Below are 19141 nucleotides of genomic sequence, written 5' to 3'. Positions count from 1 at the left end.
TGCCTCATCATAAGTGACTGTTTTTTGTCAACCTATTTTAGGCATGCACACCCTGAAACCTGAGACTTGAAACCTGTAACCCGACACCTCTAAAATTAATATATGCAATACAACACCGATAGCATCAACCATCTTATCCGTAACCGGCGTTCGGTTTTCCCCGATCAGTTTGATGCGGGCAGGCCTATTCCTGACGAAATTATTGAAGCAATACTGACCAATGCCACGTGGGCGCCAACGCACGGGCAAAATGAGCCCTGGCACTTTTCGGTATTTACGGGCAACGGCTTAAAGCAACTGGCTTCCTTTCAAAGTGAATTATACAGGCAGGAATCCGGGAGCGGTTTTGCCGAAAAAAAATATCACAAGCTGCAGCAACAGCCTTTAAAAGCTTCACATATTATCTCCATAGGGATGAAACGGGCTGTTAATACCAGGATACCGGAAATAGAAGACATAGAAGCGGTGGCCTGCGCCGTACAAAATATCTATCTTTCTGTTACCGCATACGATTTAGGCGGATACTGGACCACAGGGGGAATAACGTATTACGAAAATGCCAAAAGCTTTTTCGGACTGGGTGAAGCGGATAAACTGCTTGGCTTTTTCTATATTGGCTATGTAGCTATACCTTCTGCAAAAGGAAGGCGCGCTGATGTGCATACTAAAGCAAACTGGATACGCGAATAATAGAAACCCGTAAAGAAATTCGTGTTACGCCAGGAATAGCAGTTTGTAAATGATGAGTGTTAAAAAAATGCAAAACCCGTAAAAAAGCAATGCTTTCGTTTTTGATTTTGGAGCATTCTTTAAAAAGAAGAAGGGAGCACGACTGCTCCCCTCGATCCCTAATCCCTAAACCCTGGAAAAACTTAGTGCTTTTATATATAGATCCCTATATGTTTTTGTGTGCAATTAAATAAACACAAAGATTAAAACGCTTTATGCTTATATAAGTCCCTAATTTTCAGAAACTGTGCCAAAGTTCCGGGATGTGGATAAGTGAATGTTTTTTCTCCTTTTAAGTAACCGGTTTGTGGTATAACAGGTAGCCGGTTTATGATGCAACTACATTTCATTTCTTTTTTGCCCGTTTTAATTTTGTGTAATTGCACACACACCGGGTTCAACATGGGGAAATTTTTCCCTGTATATCACCATATCCGCATGCTACTATCGTTTATGCATACCTGATAAATATTCTTTTATTTCATTTGTAGCGCCAGACTTTGCTTTTTTAAAATAAACTAAGCGTCCGGTAAATGCATAATTCGGGTAGGCACACTGCCCTGGGGAAGACCAGAGGAAGAACAATAAGCCGGAAAATACCTTATGTTTCTGTAACTTTGCCAACATTTTTTGGCTATTTATGGCAATACGGTACAAGGAATTTAGAGGATTGAACCTGCCGGCTACGGAGCAGGAAGTGTTAACAAAATGGGCTGAAGACCAGTCTTTTGAAAAAAGCATAAGGCTGCGTGACGGTGCGCCCTCTTTTGTATTTTATGAAGGACCTCCCAGCGCTAACGGCATGCCGGGCATCCACCATGTTATTGGCCGCACGCTCAAAGACCTGGTTTGCCGTTACAAAACCATGAAGGGATACCAGGTAAAACGGAAAGCGGGGTGGGATACCCACGGGCTTCCTGTAGAGCTGGGCGTTGAAAAAATGCTGGGCATTACAAAAGAGGATATCGGGAAGAAAATTTCGGTTGAGGAATACAACGCTACCTGCCGCAGAGAAGTATTAAAATACAAAGACAAATGGGATGAATTAACCAACAAAATGGGTTACTGGGTAGACCTGTCTGATCCTTATGTTACTTTTGAAAACAGCTATATTGAAACCCTGTGGTGGGCCCTGAAAGCGTTATATGAAAAGGGATTGCTTTATCAAAGCGTGAGCATTCAGCCGTATTCCCCTGCCGCCGGCACCGGTTTAAGCTCGCACGAATTGAACCAGCCCGGCACCTATAAGATGGTGAAGGATACATCGGCTGTGGTGATGTTTAAGGCGGTGAAAGATGAAAAAAGCAATTTTTTGTTTGATGCGGCTCAAAGCGATGAGGTTTTTTTTCTTGCCTGGACCACTACTCCCTGGACGCTCCCCTCCAACCTCGGGCTTACCGTTGGGGCTAATATTGATTATGTGCTGGTAAAAACGTTTAATCCTTATACGCACTTACCTGTAAACGTTGTGCTTGCCAATACCCTGGTAAATACCTATTTTAAAGCAGAGGATGAAAACGGCGATTTTGAGCATTATACTTCCGGGACCAAAACATTACCCTGGAAAATATTAAAAGCCTTTAAAGGCAAAGACCTGGAAAATATAAGGTACGAGCAGCTTTTGCCATTTGAAGCCAATTCACCCGAAGCCATCGAAACCATTACGCCCGGCGCCCGCCCTTTTAGAGTGGTGCCCGGAGATTTTGTTACCACTGAAGATGGTACAGGCATTGTGCATACCGCCCCCGCATTTGGTGCAGACGACTATAAAGTTGGGCAAAAATACGGGCTTGGTATTTTAACATTGGTTGACAGGGAAGGAAAATTCATTGATGGTACGGGAGAATTCAGCAACCGGTATGTAAAAAATTATAAAGACGAAAAGGATTATATAGATGTAAACGTTGACATCTGCGTGAAGCTGAAAAAAGAGAACCGCGCTTTTAAAATTGAAAAATACGAGCACAATTACCCGCATTGCTGGCGCACGGATAAGCCGGTTTTATATTACCCTTTAGACGCCTGGTTCATTAAAACCACCGCATTAAAGGACAGGATGGTGGAACTTAACAAAACCATTAACTGGAAACCCAAATCAACCGGTGAAGGCCGGTTTGGCAACTGGTTGGAAAATATGGTAGACTGGAACCTGAGCAGGAGCCGGTTCTGGGGAACACCATTGCCTGTTTGGAGAACCGAAGACGCGACCGAAGAAAAATGTATTGGCTCCATACATGAGCTGAACACGGAAATTAAAAAGGCCAATGAAGTGCTGGGGGGCGGTGTAAATGAAAATTATTTACATAATGGTATACTTGACCTTCACAAACCTTATGTAGATGAAGTGATCCTGGTTAGCCCCACCGGAAAACCCATGAAACGCATTCCCGACCTGGTGGATGTATGGTTCGATAGCGGCGCCATGCCATATGCCCAGTGGCACTTTCCTTTTGAAAATATTGAAGTTTTCGCCAAAAACTATCCGGCCGATTTTATAGCCGAAGGCGTAGACCAGACACGCGGCTGGTTTTATACCCTGCATGCTTTGGGCAGCCTGCTGAAAGAATCCGTGCAGGAAGAACTCCAAAAAGCAGGTATAGCAGTTACTGATCAGCAATACCCCGGCCTGGCTTTCAGAACCTGCGTTTCAAACGGGCTGGTGCTGGATAAGAACGGGAATAAAATGAGCAAGCGGCTGGGTAACGTGGTAGACCCCTTTGCTACTATTGAGCAGTTCGGAGCAGATGCTACCAGGTGGTATCTTATTACCAACGCTTCCCCCTGGGATAGCCTGAAGTTCGACCTCCAGGGTATAAAGGAAGTGCAGCGCAAATTCTTCGGTACCTTATATAATACGTACCAGTTCTTTGCCCTGTATGCCAATGTAGATGGCTTTGCTTTTAAGGAAGCCTGTATTCCTTTGGACCAGCGCCCGGAAATAGACCGGTGGATCCTTTCTTCTTTAAACAGCCTGAAGAAGCGGGTAAACGAATATATGGATGATTATGAGCCAACACATGCAGGCAGGGCTATTGAGGATTTTGTTGATGAACACCTGAGCAACTGGTATGTAAGATTATGCCGCCGCAGGTTTTGGAAAGGCGAATATGAGCACGATAAAATATGCGCCTATCAAACCCTGTACGAATGCCTCGAAACAGTGCTGCAGCTTATGGCCCCCGTTTCTCCTTTCTTTTGTGATGCAATATTCCATAACCTGAATGTAGTATCTGAAAGGAATAATGCTGCATCTATACATCATACACTGTACCCTGAAGCAGCTACGGCGGTAATAGATGAAGCCCTGGAAGAAAGAATGCAAATGGCGCAGGATATTTCATCTTTAATACTTTCACTCCGTAAAAAAGTAAATATAAAAGTTCGGCAACCCCTTCAAAAGGTGCTTATCCCCGTGCAAAACAAGCGCATGATGGAACAAATAAGTAAAGTAGAAGAACTAATCAAAAACGAAGTGAACATTAAGGAAATAGAATATATTACAGAAGGAAATGGATTTATCAGCAAAAAAATAAAGCCCAACTACATCGCTTTAGGCAAAAAACTGGGCGCTAAAATGAAGCCGGTAAGCACAGCCATTGCAGCATTTACCCAGGAGGATATTGCTACAATAGAAACAGAAGGCGTTTACACGCTTAATATAAACGGGGAACAAATTGACCTTACCTTGCCGGAAGTGGAAATTCAAAGTGAAGATGTGCCGGGCTGGATAGTAGCCAATAAGGGGATACTGACAGTAGCCCTTGATGTAACGCTTACGCCTGAATTAGAACATGAAGGGAATGCTAGGGAAATAGTGAACAGGATCCAGAAAATCCGGAAAGACAATGGTTATGAGCTAACTGACAGAATTCTGGTAAAACTATCTGAAAATACCGCGCTCAAACCGTCTATCACTGAATTTAATACATATATTTGCGCGGAAATTTTGGCAGACAATATAGAATGGTTACCGGATATTACGAATGGTATTGATATAGAAATAAATGACATACCTTTAAAGATTTTAGTGACCAAAAAAGTATAAACGAATGGCACCCAATAAAAAAGCAGCAAAAAAAGCAACGGCTCACAAGGCAAAACCCGCCAAGGCGGCACCCAAAAAAGCGGTGAAAGCTGCTAAGCCCGCCCCCAAGAAGGCGGCAAAGCCTGTTAAACAGGCCAAGTCTGCCAAAGCGGTAGCACACAAGCCTGTTGCAAAAAAAGCAGTTAAAAAAGCATCTGCTAAAAAGCCGGTATCTCCAAAAGCACCCGTAAAACCCGTTACCCCGGTAAAAAAGGCAACACATGCCACAAAGCATGAACCTGCTAAAAAAGCAGTTAAAGAAGTTCCGGCTGCCCCCACAAAACAATTATCTCCAAAATTTGAACAAATAAAAAAAGTGGCGAAAGCGCAAGTGGAAAAAACAAAACCTGGTAAGCCTGTAGTTATTCCTAAATTAAGCACCAACCAGGCAAGAAAATATGAACCTGAATTTACCCAGTCTGTACTTGACCGGCCGGCAGTGCAGCAAAGCGGACCAACTATGAAATATAGCGATGCTGAATTAATTGAATTTAAAGAATTGATATTACGTAAGTTAGAAGCGGCAAAAAAGGAGCTTAATTATCTCCAGGGCCTTATTACCCGTAAAGACGATATGGGAGGAGATGAAAGTGAAAACCGGTATATGACCATGGAAGACGGCAGCATTAGCATGGAAAGGGAACAACTGAGCCAGATGGCCAGCCGCCAGATTCAATACATTGATCATCTGGAGAAAGCCATGATGCGTATTGAAAACAAAACCTACGGTATTTGCCGCGTTACCGGCAAGCTCATTGATAAAGCGAGATTACGGGCAGTACCTCATGCTACTTTAAGCATAGAAGCCAAAATGGGATTTGCCAAAAATCCCAATATTCAATAATTGTTTTGCTCAAATGTATAAAAGCCGGATGTTCCTCAACGGATATCCGGCTTTTATAATGACTATCCGTTACCTGGAATTATACGCCACGAATTCCAGCGGCCCGCAAACGGGCTGATTTACCCAATACCCCTTAAAGTAGCCACGAATGCACAAATATTTAATGTATATTGATATTAAATAAACACACTATGCAATCGAGGTTATTTATCCTGATGCTCATTACAGCCATTACAGGCGCTATATTGCCTATCCAGGCAGGCATCAATGCCAAATTAGGCAAGGTATCGGGCGGGGCCGTAATGGCCGCCTTTATATCTTTTTTAGTGGGCACGGTGTTCCTGGCTGCTTACCTGTTACTCACCCGTAAACATACTATCCAATGGAATGGCATACAATCTGCCCCGCTATGGCTATTTGCCGGCGGTATAATCGGGGCGTTTTATGTGGCAATCATTACTTTCATTATACCCACCCTTGGCACTGCGCTAACCTTTGCGCTTATTATAGCCGGGCAGTTGCTGGCCGCAATGGTTATTGACCATTATGGATGGCTGGGCATGAGCGTGCAGGAAATAAGTGCGGGGAGGATAATAGGGGCTATTTTGTTAATTGCAGGGGTGATACTGATCAGGAAATATTAAGCAGGCTTATCAGCCTTCTCCTATACTTTTTGCTTGCCTATTTTACTTTTTAACAATACCCTTGCCTCATGCACGCCGTCACTGTCGCCAAATGCATCTTTAGGCAGTAAAAAAAAACTACGCGGGTTAAAATAAAGATGAAAGAAATGGGGTGTTTCTATCATTTCGCTGAATTCCCTCCATGCCCAGCTTTTGCTCCCTTTTGTATTTTCAATAAAAAAATGATTCTCTTCCAGGGAAATCTTGAAGCTGTCTTTAAATGTAGCAGATTTTTTATAAATGGCAGAAGGCAACCATCGCCAGAACGCAAGCATCAGCACTACCCATAAAACAAAACTGATGAGAAAAGCGAGGGGCGTTACTTTTTTGTAATAGAATAAAATAGCAGCTACTGAAGTAAAAACATTTACCAGTATGATCATGAATTTGATTTCCCGCTTGCTGATAAAATGATAGCGTAATGCTTGTAGCACTAAGGATTTTTGATATGTTACGGTTACCTGCACAGCCATGAAGTTAAAAAAAGAAAAGTTTAAATTCCTGCAATATAAATGAAGGAATTTAAACTTCTGTAGCGGTGTCTGGATTTAGCAACGTACCGTTATACTTTACATACAGTGCTATACAACACCTATATCCCTTGAAAACATACAGCTTAGTCCGCATGTTTTCCCTTCACATCACCTGATATCACGGCATTTTTTGTACCCTCCATTGGCCGCCTGGTAGGGCGTTATAGACTGGGCACAGGAAGAAAGAAAAAGAACAAAAAGCAATGCAGCGATTAATCTTATCATTTTAAAAAATTTAGACTGTAAAGAAAACACCATGAACGCGTAAAAAGAATTATATGACCGCTAATTCTACGAGATTACACTTACTGCCTGTCCAAACGCAAAAAACGATAAAAAATGTTCATTTAACGTAAACAACTATTTAGCAGCTTGCTATAAAAACTGTAGCCGGAGGCTAAAAACCTCTCGTTTCAATTATATAATATTGATTTTCAAGGTAAATATGAGTAAAAAAATCCATCCCGGAGAACCGGAACGGATTTGTGTAGGTTTATGTTCCTAACCGTCCTAAAATGATTTTTTAGCTGCAACCCATGCTGTTGCCACAGTTCAAACATTATATACCCCATGCAGAAAATGCAGCAGATGCGCAGATTAAATCTGTGTATCTGCTGCTAAAAAAGCAATGGTATATCCCGTGTTTTGCTGGTGTGTTAGCCCGGTTAATTTGGAATGCACCCGCGTCAGGGACTTTCGATGGCTTTATTTATTTGTTCCTAACTTTGATAGATGGCAATTTTCAAAAAATACCGGATGGATAAAACAGCTTTCAGCATCCAGACATTTGAGCAAGCGGATGATGCCATGCGGGATTACAGGAATCATACATTCCGGGAACGGTTACACATCTATTGGTATCTTACCAGTATTGCCTACAAATTTGATTTGAACAACCCGCCCAAAATGGATAAGACTGTTTTTGGCATGAGAAAACACCAAAGCTGATGCCTGATATTTTCCAGGAAGATTTCAGAGACTTTTTACAAGCACTTAATGACCATGAAGTAAGATATATTATGGTCGGTGGTCTAGCTGTGGTGCTTCATGGACATGCACGAGTCACAGGCGATATGGATATTTGGGTAGACTGCACAGAAGATAATTATAAGAAACTGGCAAAAGCTTTTGAACAGTTTCATATGCCGGTATTTGATATGACAATGGAACGGTTTTTAAATGTAAATGTGAATGATGTTTTTTCATTTGGCCGCAACCCTGTGGGTATTGATATAATGACAGCGGTAAAGGGACTGGATTTTGAAGATGCCCATAAGCTTTCAGTAGTATTTGATGATGATGGGCTATTCATCAGGGTGCTGCATATCAATCACCTTATGGAAGCCAAGAAAGCTGCGGGCCGTTTAAAAGACCTCGATGACATCCAACAGCTCCGGAAAAGAAAGGGCAAATAAAATAGAGGCTTATGCCGCATTGAGTAAGGTTTCAGTATCTGGCAACGTCTGTTTCTCTCCCGCTGTGCTAAGCGTCTCCGCTTAGCACAGCCCTCTTATCGCCTCCGGCGATTTTCGAACACCGGCAGGTGCAAAGGGAAATAATTAAGCCATAAAAATTTCAATTCCTGTTTATAATGCCGGCGTGACAGGGAATCGAGGGAAAGCATGGCCAATATTTAATTTACAATAACCATAAAGCAGCAGCCTGCTATGCACAGGGTAATGCTACCAAACCTATTTAAAGAAAATAAGCTTCAGCAACTTATTTTCTTGATTCCAAAACATATTCAAATCCATATTTTTTTCCAAGTTCCCGACTGACATAATTAACACTATCGCTTAATTTGTGAGTTAAAGATTGGTCCTCTTTTAATTCATTAATGAATTCAACAAAAGCATTTTGTTCTTCAGTACTAAGATTATACCAGCCTGTGCTATACATCTTCAGGTATGGAGAACCCATTTTGTCCCAAAGTTTCCTTTGATGTTGCAAAAAAGCCATGTTTGCAGCCACAACCTTGAAAGTTGTATCAACCTCTTGGAATGTTTCCAGTTTGTGTATTCCCCGGTCAATAGACTTTATATAATTTCTGTACAATATGTTGAGGGAATCAATTTGTTGCCTCTGCAAAGGAATGCGATCATTGTCAGTAAACGCCTTTGTTAGTTTTTGATTATAGTTATCGAATGGGGCACCATATTTATCAATGTCTATATTAATGCCGTCAATCCGTGATAATATATCTCGCCTTTTGACTTGTATCTTTTCTAACCTGGCATGAGTTGAGAATAGTGATGTTGATAAACACAAAAAGGATAAATATAAGTCGTAACATTTCAGAACTTTTACCTGCAAATAAAAACAAAATCAACCATCTACACTCAACTGCCGCATATCTTCTACCCATTTTTTGTACGGCTGTTCCCCGCTGTCCTAAGTTCCCCGCTGCGCTAAGCGTCTTTGCTTAGCGCATTCCTCTTATCCCCCCCTGGCCAGTAATTTTCACCTCCCTGATATATAATTGTAACCATTGTCTAAACGATAAATGACTTAGGCTGAAATAAACATTATCCCCCTCAAACAAAAAAAAATCCATCCCGGAGAACCGGAACGGATTTGTGTAGGTTTATATATTCCTAACCGTCCTAAAATGATTTTTTAGCTGCAACCCATGCTGTTGCCACAGTTCAAACATTTGTAGCAGGTGCCGCTGCGCACGGTAATGTGTCCGCAGGTATTGCAGGCAGGGGCGTCGCTCTGCATACTTTTTAGATGTTCGCTCATCACATTGGCATTTACAGCCGCTCTTTGCGCCTTGGAAGGCTGCACTGCGGAGCCGCTATTAGGCGAAGCTCCAACTACTCTTACATCACTCAGCGCCGGTGGCTTGGCATACTCCAGTCCTGTTGGCACATCATCCCAGTCGTCATTGCCCGCATTGCCTATTTCCGGTTTATCTAATACATGCACCAGATCTGTTCTTCCCAGGTATTCATAAGCCAAACACCTGAAAACAAAATCTACAATAGAAGTAGTAGACTTGATATTAGGATGATCTACCATGCCGGCGGGCTCAAACTTGGTGAAAACAAACTTCTCTACAAATTCCTCCAGCGGCACTCCGTACTGAAGACCAACTGAAACCGATATGGCAAAACAGTTCATCAGGCTGCGCAGCGTAGAACCTTCTTTCGCCAGGTCAATGAAAATCTCGCCCAGGGTACCATCTCCGTATTCTCCCGTACGGAGGAAAAGCGCCTGTCCGTTTATTTTAGCTTTTTGTGTAAAGCCACGGCGTTTGGCAGGCAGGGTCTTTCTTTCAACAATCCGGGATAGCTGGCGCTTTAGCTTGGTATCGGTTGATTCCTGCATACGCTTGTGCAGCTCATCTAACAATTCATCCACGGTAAGCTTACCCATATCAATAAAATGACTGTCCTGGCTTGCGGTTGTTTCTGCACTATCTTCTTTGGTTTTCTTTGTATCACTTTTATTGCTTAGCGGCTGGCTCAGTTTTGATCCGTCGCGGTACAGCGCGCAGGCTTTCAAACCCAGCTCCCAGCTCAGCATATACGAGTCGGCTATTTCTTCCACCTTTGCTTCATGAGGCAGGTTGATGGTTTTAGAGATCGCCCCGCTAATGAAAGGCTGTGCTGCAGCCATCATACGGATATGCCCGTGGGCATGAATAAAGCGTTCTCCTTTTTTGCCGCACTTATTGGCGCAGTCAAATACAGCGTAATGCTCCTTTTTCAGATGTGGCGCACCTTCAATGGTCATTGTGCCGCATATATAATCATTAGCTGCTTCAATTTGCAGGGCGGTAAAGCCCAGCGCCTCAAGCAGGTTGAAATTCCAGTCGTTATACTGTTCAGGTGTAAACCCAAGCCGTTCTAAGCAGGCTTCCCCCAGCGTAAACCTGTTGAATACAAAGCCGATCTCAAAAGCAGAGGCGAGGGCGCCATCCAGCTTTTTGATCTCTTCCGCTATAAAGCCTTTTTCGCTTAAGGTTTGAGGGTTAATGAAAGGAGCACCTGCGAATGTGGCAGAACCTACAGCATATTTAATAATGGCGTCAATTTCTTTTTGATTATACTTCAGGTTCTTCAATGCCTGTGGTACCGACTGGTTAATGATCTTGAAATACCCGCCGCCACTCAGCTTTTTAAACTTCACCAGGGCAAAATCGGGTTCCACGCCCGTAGTATCGCAATCCATCACCAGCCCTATTGTTCCGGTAGGAGCAATAACGGTGGTTTGCGCATTGCGGTACCCGTACTTTTCGCCCATTTCCACGGCTTCATCCCATGCATTACAGGCCGCTTTCAATAGGTAATCGGGGCAGTATTTGGCATGTATCCCCTGGGGTTTAATGCTCAGTTGCTCATACTCATCGGCATCATAGGCTGCCAGGCGGTGGTTACGCATTACCCGCAGCATATCTTCCCTGTTTTCTTCATACCGGGCAAAAGCACCCAGGTGCTGTGCAATTTCAGCAGAGGTTTTATAAGCAACGCCCGTCATAATTGCCGTAATAGCGCCGGCAACAGCACGGGCCTCCTGACTGTCGTAAGGAATGCCGCTCACCATCAGCATAGAACCCAGGTTGGCGTATCCCAATCCTAATGTTCTGTAGTCATAAGAAAGCTGCGCTACTTCTTTAGACGGGAACTGCGCCATGAGCACGGATATTTCCAGCACCGTTGTCCAGAGCCGCACCGTGTATTCGAAGCCTTTGACATCGAAAATGTTATTGTCTTCGTTAAAAAACTTACGCAGGTTCACAGAGGCCAGGTTGCAGGCGGTATTGTCCAAGAACATATACTCGCTACAAGGGTTGGAGGCCCGGATACGTCCACCTTTGGGGCTGGTGTGCCATTCATTGATGGTGGTATCGTATTGGGTACCCGGGTCTGCACAACGCCAGGCTGCATACGCAATCTGGTTCCATACTTCTTTGGAAGGTATTTTTTTCATTACCCTTCCGTCAGAACGCGCTTTCAGCTCCCAATCCTCGTTATTTTTCAGTTTTTCAAAAAAGTCATTTGATATGCGGATGGAATTATTGGAGTTTTGCCCGCTTACGGTTTTGTAAGCTTCCCCTTCATAGTCTGATGCGTAGCCAGCCGCAATCAAAGCAGCTACCTTATTCTCTTCCTCTACTTTCCAGTTAATAAACTCCATTATTTCCGGGTGATCGAGGTCAAGACATACCATTTTAGCGGCACGGCGGGTGGTACCCCCGCTTTTAATGGCGCCGGCAGCCCTGTCGCCAATCTTTAAAAAGCTCATCAATCCGGATGAAGTGCCGCCTCCGCTCAATTTTTCGCCTTCGCCGCGTATATTGGAATAATTAGTGCCTACGCCGCTGCCATATTTGAATATACGGGCTTCCCTTACCCACAGATCCATAATACCCCCATCGTTTACCAGGTCGTCTTCCACACTTAATATAAAGCAGGCATGAGGCTGGGGTCTTTCATATGCCGAAGTTGATTTTTTTAATTTACCGTCTGTGGGGTCTACATAGTAATGACCCTGGGGCTTTCCTTTAATGCCATAGGTTTCATACAGCCCGGTATTAAACCACTGGGGACTGTTGGGCACGCAGGCCTGGTTCAAAATACAATATACCAGCTCTTCATAAAATACCTGTGCGTCCTCCGGTGAAGCAAAGTAATGATGCCGCTCTCCCCATACTTTCCAGCAATTGGCCATGCGATGCGCTACCTGCTTTGCAGAAGTTTCACGGCCCAACGACCCATCCGGCTGTGGTACCCCGGCTTTACGAAAATATTTTTGCGCTAATATATCAGTAGCGATCTGGCTCCATTGTTTGGGAACTTCCACATTTTTCATTTCAAATACGATTTCCCCGTTGGGATTACGTATTACGGAACTGCGGTAATCATATTCAAACAGGTTAAAAACATCTGCACCCTCTTTGGTAAAGAGACGGTGATACCTCAAGCCTCCGCTTTGTTTTTCATTTGTCATAATTTATGTTTGGGTTTGGTAAGTTTTCTAATAAGTTAAGTTACTATTATCAAATGATAAGAAGACGAAAATATCAGCCTAAATCCTTTTGTCAAACTGTTAAATATTAACAGCGTGTGGATAAGTATTTTATATGTACAACAGGATTTGCTTTCGTGTTTTCTTCACATATTATTGAAAAGAAAATTTGGTTGTTTGCCCAAAGTTTTTTAACTGTAGAGCGGCGAATGCCCCCTGTGCTGTGAAGCGCGCAGGGCAAGGAGCGGAGCATTTATCTATCTGTTATTTTTTGCGGGATGTACAACAGGCAGGAAAAGGATACATCATAAAAAAGCTTCCCTTTTTATTAACGCACAGGCATATTAAACTTTTGAGACGCCAGCCCGGCTGGTAATAGTATTATGCGTACTTTCACTCTATAACACCCGAAATTTACGCTCCCGGCAATTTTATGCCTTAAAACCGGCTAACCCAAAAACTTTTTGCATTTTTGCATTTAAGGAACCTATAGCATGACTGATCTTATTTATCAATCCATAACAGGCAAAAAGAAGGCGGGTAAAAAATCATTTGCCGTGCTTATTGATCCCGACAAGGTAGATGACCGGAAAATAACGGAGCTGGCGCAGCTTACCAGCGAAGCTAAAGTGGATTATTTACTGGTGGGAGGAAGCCTGGTGATCAGTAACCACCTGGATGAAGTAGTGAAACAGATCAAAAAGCAGTGCAGCACCCCGGTCATACTTTTTCCCGGCACTCCTTCGCAGGTGAGCCGTTATGCAGATGGTTTGCTGTATCTCTCGCTCATTTCGGGCAGAAACGCCGAACTCCTGATTGGGCAACATGTTATTTCGGCCCCTTTTGTTAAGCAAAGCGGGCTGGAAATTATTTCAACCGGTTATATGGTCATTGATGGCGGCGCACCCACAACGGTTTCTTATATCAGCAATGCCAGTCCTATACCCTCCAATAAAAATGAAATTGCCATGTGCACAGCCATGGCAGGTGAAATGCTGGGTATGAAACTCATTTATATGGACGCAGGCAGCGGGGCAGAGCGACCCATTACTGAGGCTATGATTGCCGCTGTAGCCGGCGTAATTGATATTCCCCTTGTTATTGGCGGCGGCATCAGCGACCCGGAGAAAGCTTATCTTAATTGCAAAGCCGGCGCAGACGTAATTGTGGTAGGTAATGCAATTGAAAAAGACCCCTCCCTGATAATGGAAATAAGCGCTGCGGTGCATAGCGTACCCGTGCGTTTATAAGTTTTATCCTTCATTTTTAAAATTTCACATAAAAAATACCCCTGCAAGTAAAAAAAGTATTTTCTTTGCATCGTCAAAAACAATATATCAAAGCATAGTTTACTCTACTACTACGATGCACAAAAATCTCACCACAGTAACCGCTGATGCGTCTGTTCAGGCAGACACTATATTGCGTGGGGTTTTTCCTGTTCTCCCAGGAGCAGTTTTTTTCTGTTCCCCAACTCCCTTTAGGGTACGACGTTGATACTTTTTACCATAGCACACCCACCGTTATGGAAAAGCGCCGCATCAGCATGGCTGATAGCGGAAAGGTGGCAGTTATCTCCTTCTATTATTCGCTATTAAGGAACAAAAAAATGAAGACGCAGGAACAATTTCAGATAAGCATAGCCAATGAAACGCACCTTGGTTTTGCACAGATCATTTGCGATGAAATGGCCTCCTCAGCCCAGGCCCGTGGAACTGGCATAGCCAAAAGAAGCCCCGAATACATACAACAAAAAATGCGCGAAGGCAAAGCCGTGATCGCCTTTGATAAAGAAGGCATTTGGGCCGGATTCTGCTATATAGAAACCTGGAGCCATGGCGAATACGTAGCTAACTCCGGGCTTATTGTAGCGCCCGCTTTCAGGAAGGGCGGACTGGCACGCGCTATTAAAAGAAAAATATTTGAGCTGAGCCGTAAACTATACCCCAATGCAAAGATATTTGGACTTACTACAGGGTTAGCTGTAATGAAAATCAACTCCGAATTGGGGTATGAGCCGGTTACCTATTCCGAATTAACACAGGATGAAGCCTTTTGGGCGGGTTGTAAAAGTTGTGTAAACTATGATATCCTGATGAGCAAAGGGCGCAAGAACTGCTTCTGCACCGCTATGCTCTACGATCCGAAAGATCATCCCGAGCCGGAAGCAACCCAACAGGCCTTTCAGCAACATTCAAAACTATATGAACGCTTTATGCGTATCAAAAAATGGAAGCTGCTGCAACCCTTTCTGAAAAAAGAAAAAGAAGAACCGAATACCGGTGCGAAGATGAAATTCAGGAAATCTATTCTTCATTTCCTTTTCAATCTGTAGCTGTTCCGGTTATATAAAAAGATCTGCAAATGAAAAAAATTGTTTTAGGCTTTAGCGGTGGATTAGACACTTCTTATTGTGTAAAGTACCTGAGTGAAGATAAGGGATATGAAGTGCACTCCGTGATTGTTAATACGGGCGGCTTTACAGATGAAGAGCTGCAGAAAATTGAAGATCATGCTTATTCCCTCGGCGTAAAAACGCACACTGCTGTTAACGCTGTACACTCCTATTACGACAGTATTATCAGGTACCTGGTTTACGGAAATGTATTAAAGAATAATACCTATCCGTTAAGCGTAAGCGCAGAAAGGCTGAGCCAGGCCCTGCATATCGCGGAGCACGCAAAAAAGCTGCACGCCGATGCCGTAGCGCATGGCAGTACGGGCGCCGGCAACGACCAGGTGCGTTTTGATATGATCTTTCATATTATGATACCCGGCGTGGAGATCATTACACCCATACGCGATCTGAAGCTAAGCCGCGAAGCGGAAATTGCGTATCTTAAGGAAAAGGGCGTACAGATGAACTTCGAAAAAGCGGTTTATTCTATCAATAAGGGGCTGTGGGGTACAAGCGTAGGCGGTAAGGAAACCTTATCATCAAAAGGCGTATTGCCCGAAGCAGCCTGGCCTACACAGGTTACCGCTTCCGAAGCAAGAGAAGTTAAATTGAGCTTTACCAAAGGGGAGTTAACCGGGGTGGACGACAAGACCTTCACGCATCCCGTTGAAGCCATTCAGTACCTGCAAAGCATTGCCGGACCTTATGGAATAGGCCGCGATATTCATGTGGGCGATACCATTATTGGCATTAAAGGACGCGTAGGATTTGAAGCGGCGGCACCGATGGTTATACTAAAGGCACACCATGCGCTGGAAAAGCATGTGCTTACCAAATGGCAGCAGAACTGGAAAGACCAGTTGGCGCAGTTTTACGGCAACTGGCTGCACGAAGGGCAGATACTGGATCCTGTAATGCGGAATATTGAAGCTTTTTTAGAAAATTCTCAGCAAAATGTTACCGGTGAAGCTTTTGTTCAGTTGTTGCCTTACCGTTTCCAGATCATTGGTATTGAATCGCCTTATGATTTAATGAACAGCAGGTTTGGAAAATATGGCGAGATGAATACTGGTTTCACCGGTGAAGATGTAAGAGGGTTCAGTAAAATATTTGGTAACCAGGTGGCTATACATCATTTGGTAAATAAACAGGTATAAACGATGAAAATAAAAGCTGGAATAATAGGCGGAGCGGGATATACCGGCGGAGAACTGATCAGGTTATTGCTCAATCACCCCGATGTGGATTTTTCTTTCATTCACAGCCGCAGCAATGCCAGCAAACCATTGTATGCCGTTCACCAGGATTTGATCGGTGAAACAGACCTTGCTTTTACTCAGGATCTTACGCCGGTGCAAAGCGGAGCGCTGGATGTTTTGTTTTTATGTTTGGGACACGGCGAGTCAAGAAAATTTCTTTCAGAGAATACGGTGGCGGAACATACCAGAATCATAGATCTGGCAAATGATTTCAGGCTTGCTGCACAATCTTCTGCCGGCAACCGGAACTTTGTATACGGCCTCCCCGAGATCAATAAGGCGGCTATACAATCGGCACATGATGTAGCGAATCCCGGATGCTTTGCAACTGCCATCCAACTGGGCTTGCTGCCCCTGGCAAGCGCCGGCCTGCTGGAAGAAGTATATACTACCGGCATTACCGGAAGCACGGGCGCCGGGCAGGGTCTTTCCTCCACTTCACATTTCAGTTGGCGGGCAAACAATATACAGGCCTATAAAACATTAACGCATCAGCACCTGGGAGAAATTGCGCAATCGCTTATGCAGGTATCACCCCCCGGTGCGCCGGCTAAACAGGAGCTTAGTTTTGTACCCTGGCGCGGAGATTTTACGAGGGGTATATTTGTTAGCTCTACCATTCACTGCGAGCGGACTTACGAAGAGCTGACCGGGCTGTATAAAACATTTTATAAAGAGCATCTGTTCACTATAGTAAGCGATGCGCCCATTTTTTTAAAACAGGTAGTGAATACCAATAAATGCATTGTCCAGTTAGAAAAAGTAGGTACAAAATTAGTGGTGCATTCCATTACCGATAATTTATTAAAAGGCGCATGCGGACAGGCGGTTCAAAATATGAACCTGATGTTTGGACTGGAAGAAGCGGCCGGATTGAGGCTGAAGTCAACAGGATTCTGAAAAAGATAGAGGGTGAAAGGTGTAGGGAGTAGGGAGAAATATGCTTCTCAATAAAGTTTGCTAACTAAAACACCAGCTATGAGAGACTATAAAAAGCTTGAAGTATGGAGGAAATCACATGAATTATATATGCATATTAAAAAATATATTGTAGTGAAATTTCCTAAGGAAGAAAAATACGAACTGACTTCTCAATTACAAAGAGCGGCACTGTCTATACCACTGAATATTGTAGAAGGATGCGGAAGGCATACAGAGAAAGACTTTGCTCACTTTCTTAATAATTCATTAGGATCGGTAAACGAAACTGACTATTGTTGCTTTGCCGCATCTGAGCTGAGCTATATTAACCATGAGGAATACACAATAGTAAACAAAATGATAAATGAGATCAGGGGAATGCTGATTGCATTCTTAAAATTTTTGCGATAGCATCATGCCAGCATTACACTTCTATGCCATACACCTTATTACCTTATACCCTATACCCTACACCTTATACCTTATACCTTAATCACTAACTAAATAATTTAAACATACCATGAACTTATTCGACGTTTATCCCATCAACAACATCAATATTGTAAAAGCCAAAGGCTCTTATGTGTGGGATGATAAAGGAGAGCAATATCTCGACCTGTACGGTGGGCACGCTGTTATTTCCATAGGGCACACGCATCCCCACTGGGTACAGCGTATAGAGGAACAGCTTAAAAGAATAGCATTCTATTCCAATTCCGTTAAAATTCCTTTGCAGCAGGAACTGGCTACTAAGCTGGGCAAATTATCAGGTAAAGAAGATTACCAGCTTTTTTTGTGCAACAGCGGCGCCGAAGCTAATGAGAACGCGTTAAAGCTGGCTTCCTTTCATAACGGGAGAAAAAAAGTAGTGGCTTTCAGTAAGTCATTTCACGGGCGTACCTCGTTGGCCGTATCCGTTACCGATAATAAGAACTATATCGCTCCCGTAAATGAAACCGGCAATGTGATCTTCCTTCCTTTTAATGATGAACAGGCTTTAGAAGATTGCTTCGCAAAAAATGGAAAAGCTATTTCTTCGGTTATCATAGAAGGCATACAGGGTGTTGGCGGCATTAATGTGGCCGAAGACAGTTTTTTGAAAAAGATCCGCAGTTTATGTGATGAATATGGTGCAGTATACATTGCCGACAGCGTACAATGCGGATATGGAAGAACGGGAAAATTTTTCAGCCATGATTTTGCCGGTGTAAAAGCCGACATTTATACCATGGCCAAAGGCATGGGCAATGGCTTCCCGGTAGCGGGCATCATTATCGCACCACACATTAAACCCAAACATTTTCAGTTGGGAACCACTTTCGGCGGCAATCATTTGGCCTGTGCGGCAGCACTGGCTGTACTGGAAGTATTGGAGTCAGAAAAGCTGTTGGGTAATGCGGTAATGGTAGGCAAATATTTAAAAGAAGAATTAAAAAACATTCCTGAGCTTAAAAATGTGCGGGGCAGGGGCTTAATGATCGGCTTTGATGTGCCCGAAGCGCTGAAAGACCTGAAGAAGAATTTACTATTAAACCAGAAAATATTCACTGGTGAGGCCAAACCGAATGTTATTCGCTTATTACCTTCTCTGGCTTTGAAGAAAAGAGATGCGGAAGATTTTATTGATGCGATTAAGGAAGAGATAGCCGCTATGGCAGTTCAGGAAGTGTAGCCGGAACGGGTTTGTAAAATATTGTATGCTTTTATAATCATAAAG

Annotated in this window: 15 protein-coding genes; 12 read left to right on the top strand and 3 right to left on the bottom strand. The window is 43.5% G+C overall.

The window, feature by feature from the left end; all coding sequences use genetic code 11:
- The first annotated feature begins 102 nt into the window (after window positions 1-102).
- The 4 genes from PLE34_RS12145 (at window position 103) to PLE34_RS12130 (ending at window position 6301) form a co-directional block, all read left to right on the top strand.
- The gene (locus tag PLE34_RS12145) at window positions 103-690 is read left to right on the top strand and encodes a nitroreductase family protein (RefSeq protein WP_324557317.1); all 588 of its coding nucleotides are present in this window, start codon (window positions 103-105) and stop codon (window positions 688-690) included.
- A 679-nt stretch (window positions 691-1369) separates the two neighbouring features.
- The gene (gene ileS, locus PLE34_RS12140) at window positions 1370-4774 is read left to right on the top strand and encodes an isoleucine--tRNA ligase (RefSeq protein ID WP_324557314.1); all 3405 of its coding nucleotides are present in this window, start codon (window positions 1370-1372) and stop codon (window positions 4772-4774) included.
- Between the two features lie 4 nt (window positions 4775-4778).
- The gene (locus tag PLE34_RS12135) at window positions 4779-5657 is read left to right on the top strand and encodes a TraR/DksA family transcriptional regulator (RefSeq protein WP_324557311.1); all 879 of its coding nucleotides are present in this window, start codon (window positions 4779-4781) and stop codon (window positions 5655-5657) included.
- 191 nt (window positions 5658-5848) lie between these two features.
- Window positions 5849-6301 carry a DMT family transporter gene (locus PLE34_RS12130; protein WP_324557308.1) on the top strand — a complete coding sequence of 151 codons (453 nt, stop codon included), beginning with the start codon at window positions 5849-5851 and terminating at the stop codon, window positions 6299-6301.
- Between the two features lie 20 nt (window positions 6302-6321).
- Here PLE34_RS12130 and PLE34_RS12125 read toward each other — a convergent pair whose 3' ends face one another.
- Window positions 6322-6774, bottom strand: coding sequence for a YcxB family protein (locus PLE34_RS12125; RefSeq protein ID WP_324557307.1), 453 nt, complete (start codon window positions 6772-6774; stop codon window positions 6322-6324).
- 831 nt (window positions 6775-7605) lie between these two features.
- On the opposite strand from PLE34_RS12125, the gene PLE34_RS12120 reads away from it, so the two are divergent.
- The gene (locus tag PLE34_RS12120) at window positions 7606-7821 is read left to right on the top strand and encodes a hypothetical protein (RefSeq protein WP_324557304.1); all 216 of its coding nucleotides are present in this window, start codon (window positions 7606-7608) and stop codon (window positions 7819-7821) included.
- Window positions 7821-8288, top strand: coding sequence for a hypothetical protein (locus tag PLE34_RS12115; protein ID WP_324557302.1), 468 nt, complete (start codon window positions 7821-7823; stop codon window positions 8286-8288). The genes PLE34_RS12120 and PLE34_RS12115 overlap by 1 nt, the downstream gene beginning before the upstream one ends.
- Before the next feature lie 304 nt (window positions 8289-8592).
- Here PLE34_RS12115 and PLE34_RS12110 read toward each other — a convergent pair whose 3' ends face one another.
- Entirely contained in the window at window positions 8593-9141 is a 549-nt protein-coding gene (locus PLE34_RS12110) for a hypothetical protein (protein WP_324557299.1), read from the bottom strand.
- A 348-nt stretch (window positions 9142-9489) separates the two neighbouring features.
- A complete protein-coding gene (locus PLE34_RS12105) occupies window positions 9490-12828 on the bottom strand; it encodes a vitamin B12-dependent ribonucleotide reductase (RefSeq protein WP_324557297.1) in 3339 nt (1112 codons plus the stop codon).
- Window positions 12829-13340: 512 nt separating this feature from the next.
- Between PLE34_RS12105 and PLE34_RS12100 the strand changes: the two genes are divergently transcribed.
- The 6 genes from PLE34_RS12100 to PLE34_RS12075 all read left to right on the top strand — a co-directional run bounded on the left by PLE34_RS12100 (window position 13341) and on the right by PLE34_RS12075 (window position 19096).
- Window positions 13341-14096, top strand: coding sequence for a phosphoglycerol geranylgeranyltransferase (locus PLE34_RS12100; protein ID WP_324557294.1), 756 nt, complete (start codon window positions 13341-13343; stop codon window positions 14094-14096).
- A gap of 146 nt (window positions 14097-14242) precedes the next feature.
- Complete coding sequence (locus PLE34_RS12095; RefSeq protein WP_324557292.1) at window positions 14243-15181, top strand: GNAT family N-acetyltransferase; 939 nt, start codon at window positions 14243-14245, stop codon at window positions 15179-15181.
- A 29-nt stretch (window positions 15182-15210) separates the two neighbouring features.
- Window positions 15211-16401 (top strand): argininosuccinate synthase, encoded by a 1191-nt coding sequence (locus PLE34_RS12090; protein ID WP_324557290.1) that lies wholly within the window; start codon window positions 15211-15213, stop codon window positions 16399-16401.
- A gap of 3 nt (window positions 16402-16404) precedes the next feature.
- Window positions 16405-17403, top strand: a complete 999-nt coding sequence (gene argC, locus PLE34_RS12085) for an N-acetyl-gamma-glutamyl-phosphate reductase (protein ID WP_324557288.1) — start codon at window positions 16405-16407, stop codon at window positions 17401-17403.
- 78 nt (window positions 17404-17481) lie between these two features.
- Entirely contained in the window at window positions 17482-17835 is a 354-nt protein-coding gene (locus tag PLE34_RS12080) for a four helix bundle protein (protein WP_324557285.1), read from the top strand.
- 109 nt (window positions 17836-17944) lie between these two features.
- On the top strand, window positions 17945-19096 hold the full coding sequence (locus PLE34_RS12075; protein WP_324557282.1) for an aspartate aminotransferase family protein: 1152 nt from the start codon (window positions 17945-17947) through the stop codon (window positions 19094-19096).
- Window positions 19097-19141: the final 45 nt, after the last annotated feature.

The sequence above is a fragment of the Agriterribacter sp. genome (genome assembly GCF_035445465.1).
Taxonomy (GTDB): domain Bacteria; phylum Bacteroidota; class Bacteroidia; order Chitinophagales; family Chitinophagaceae; genus Agriterribacter.
This window is presented reverse-complemented; position numbering and strand designations above follow the sequence as displayed.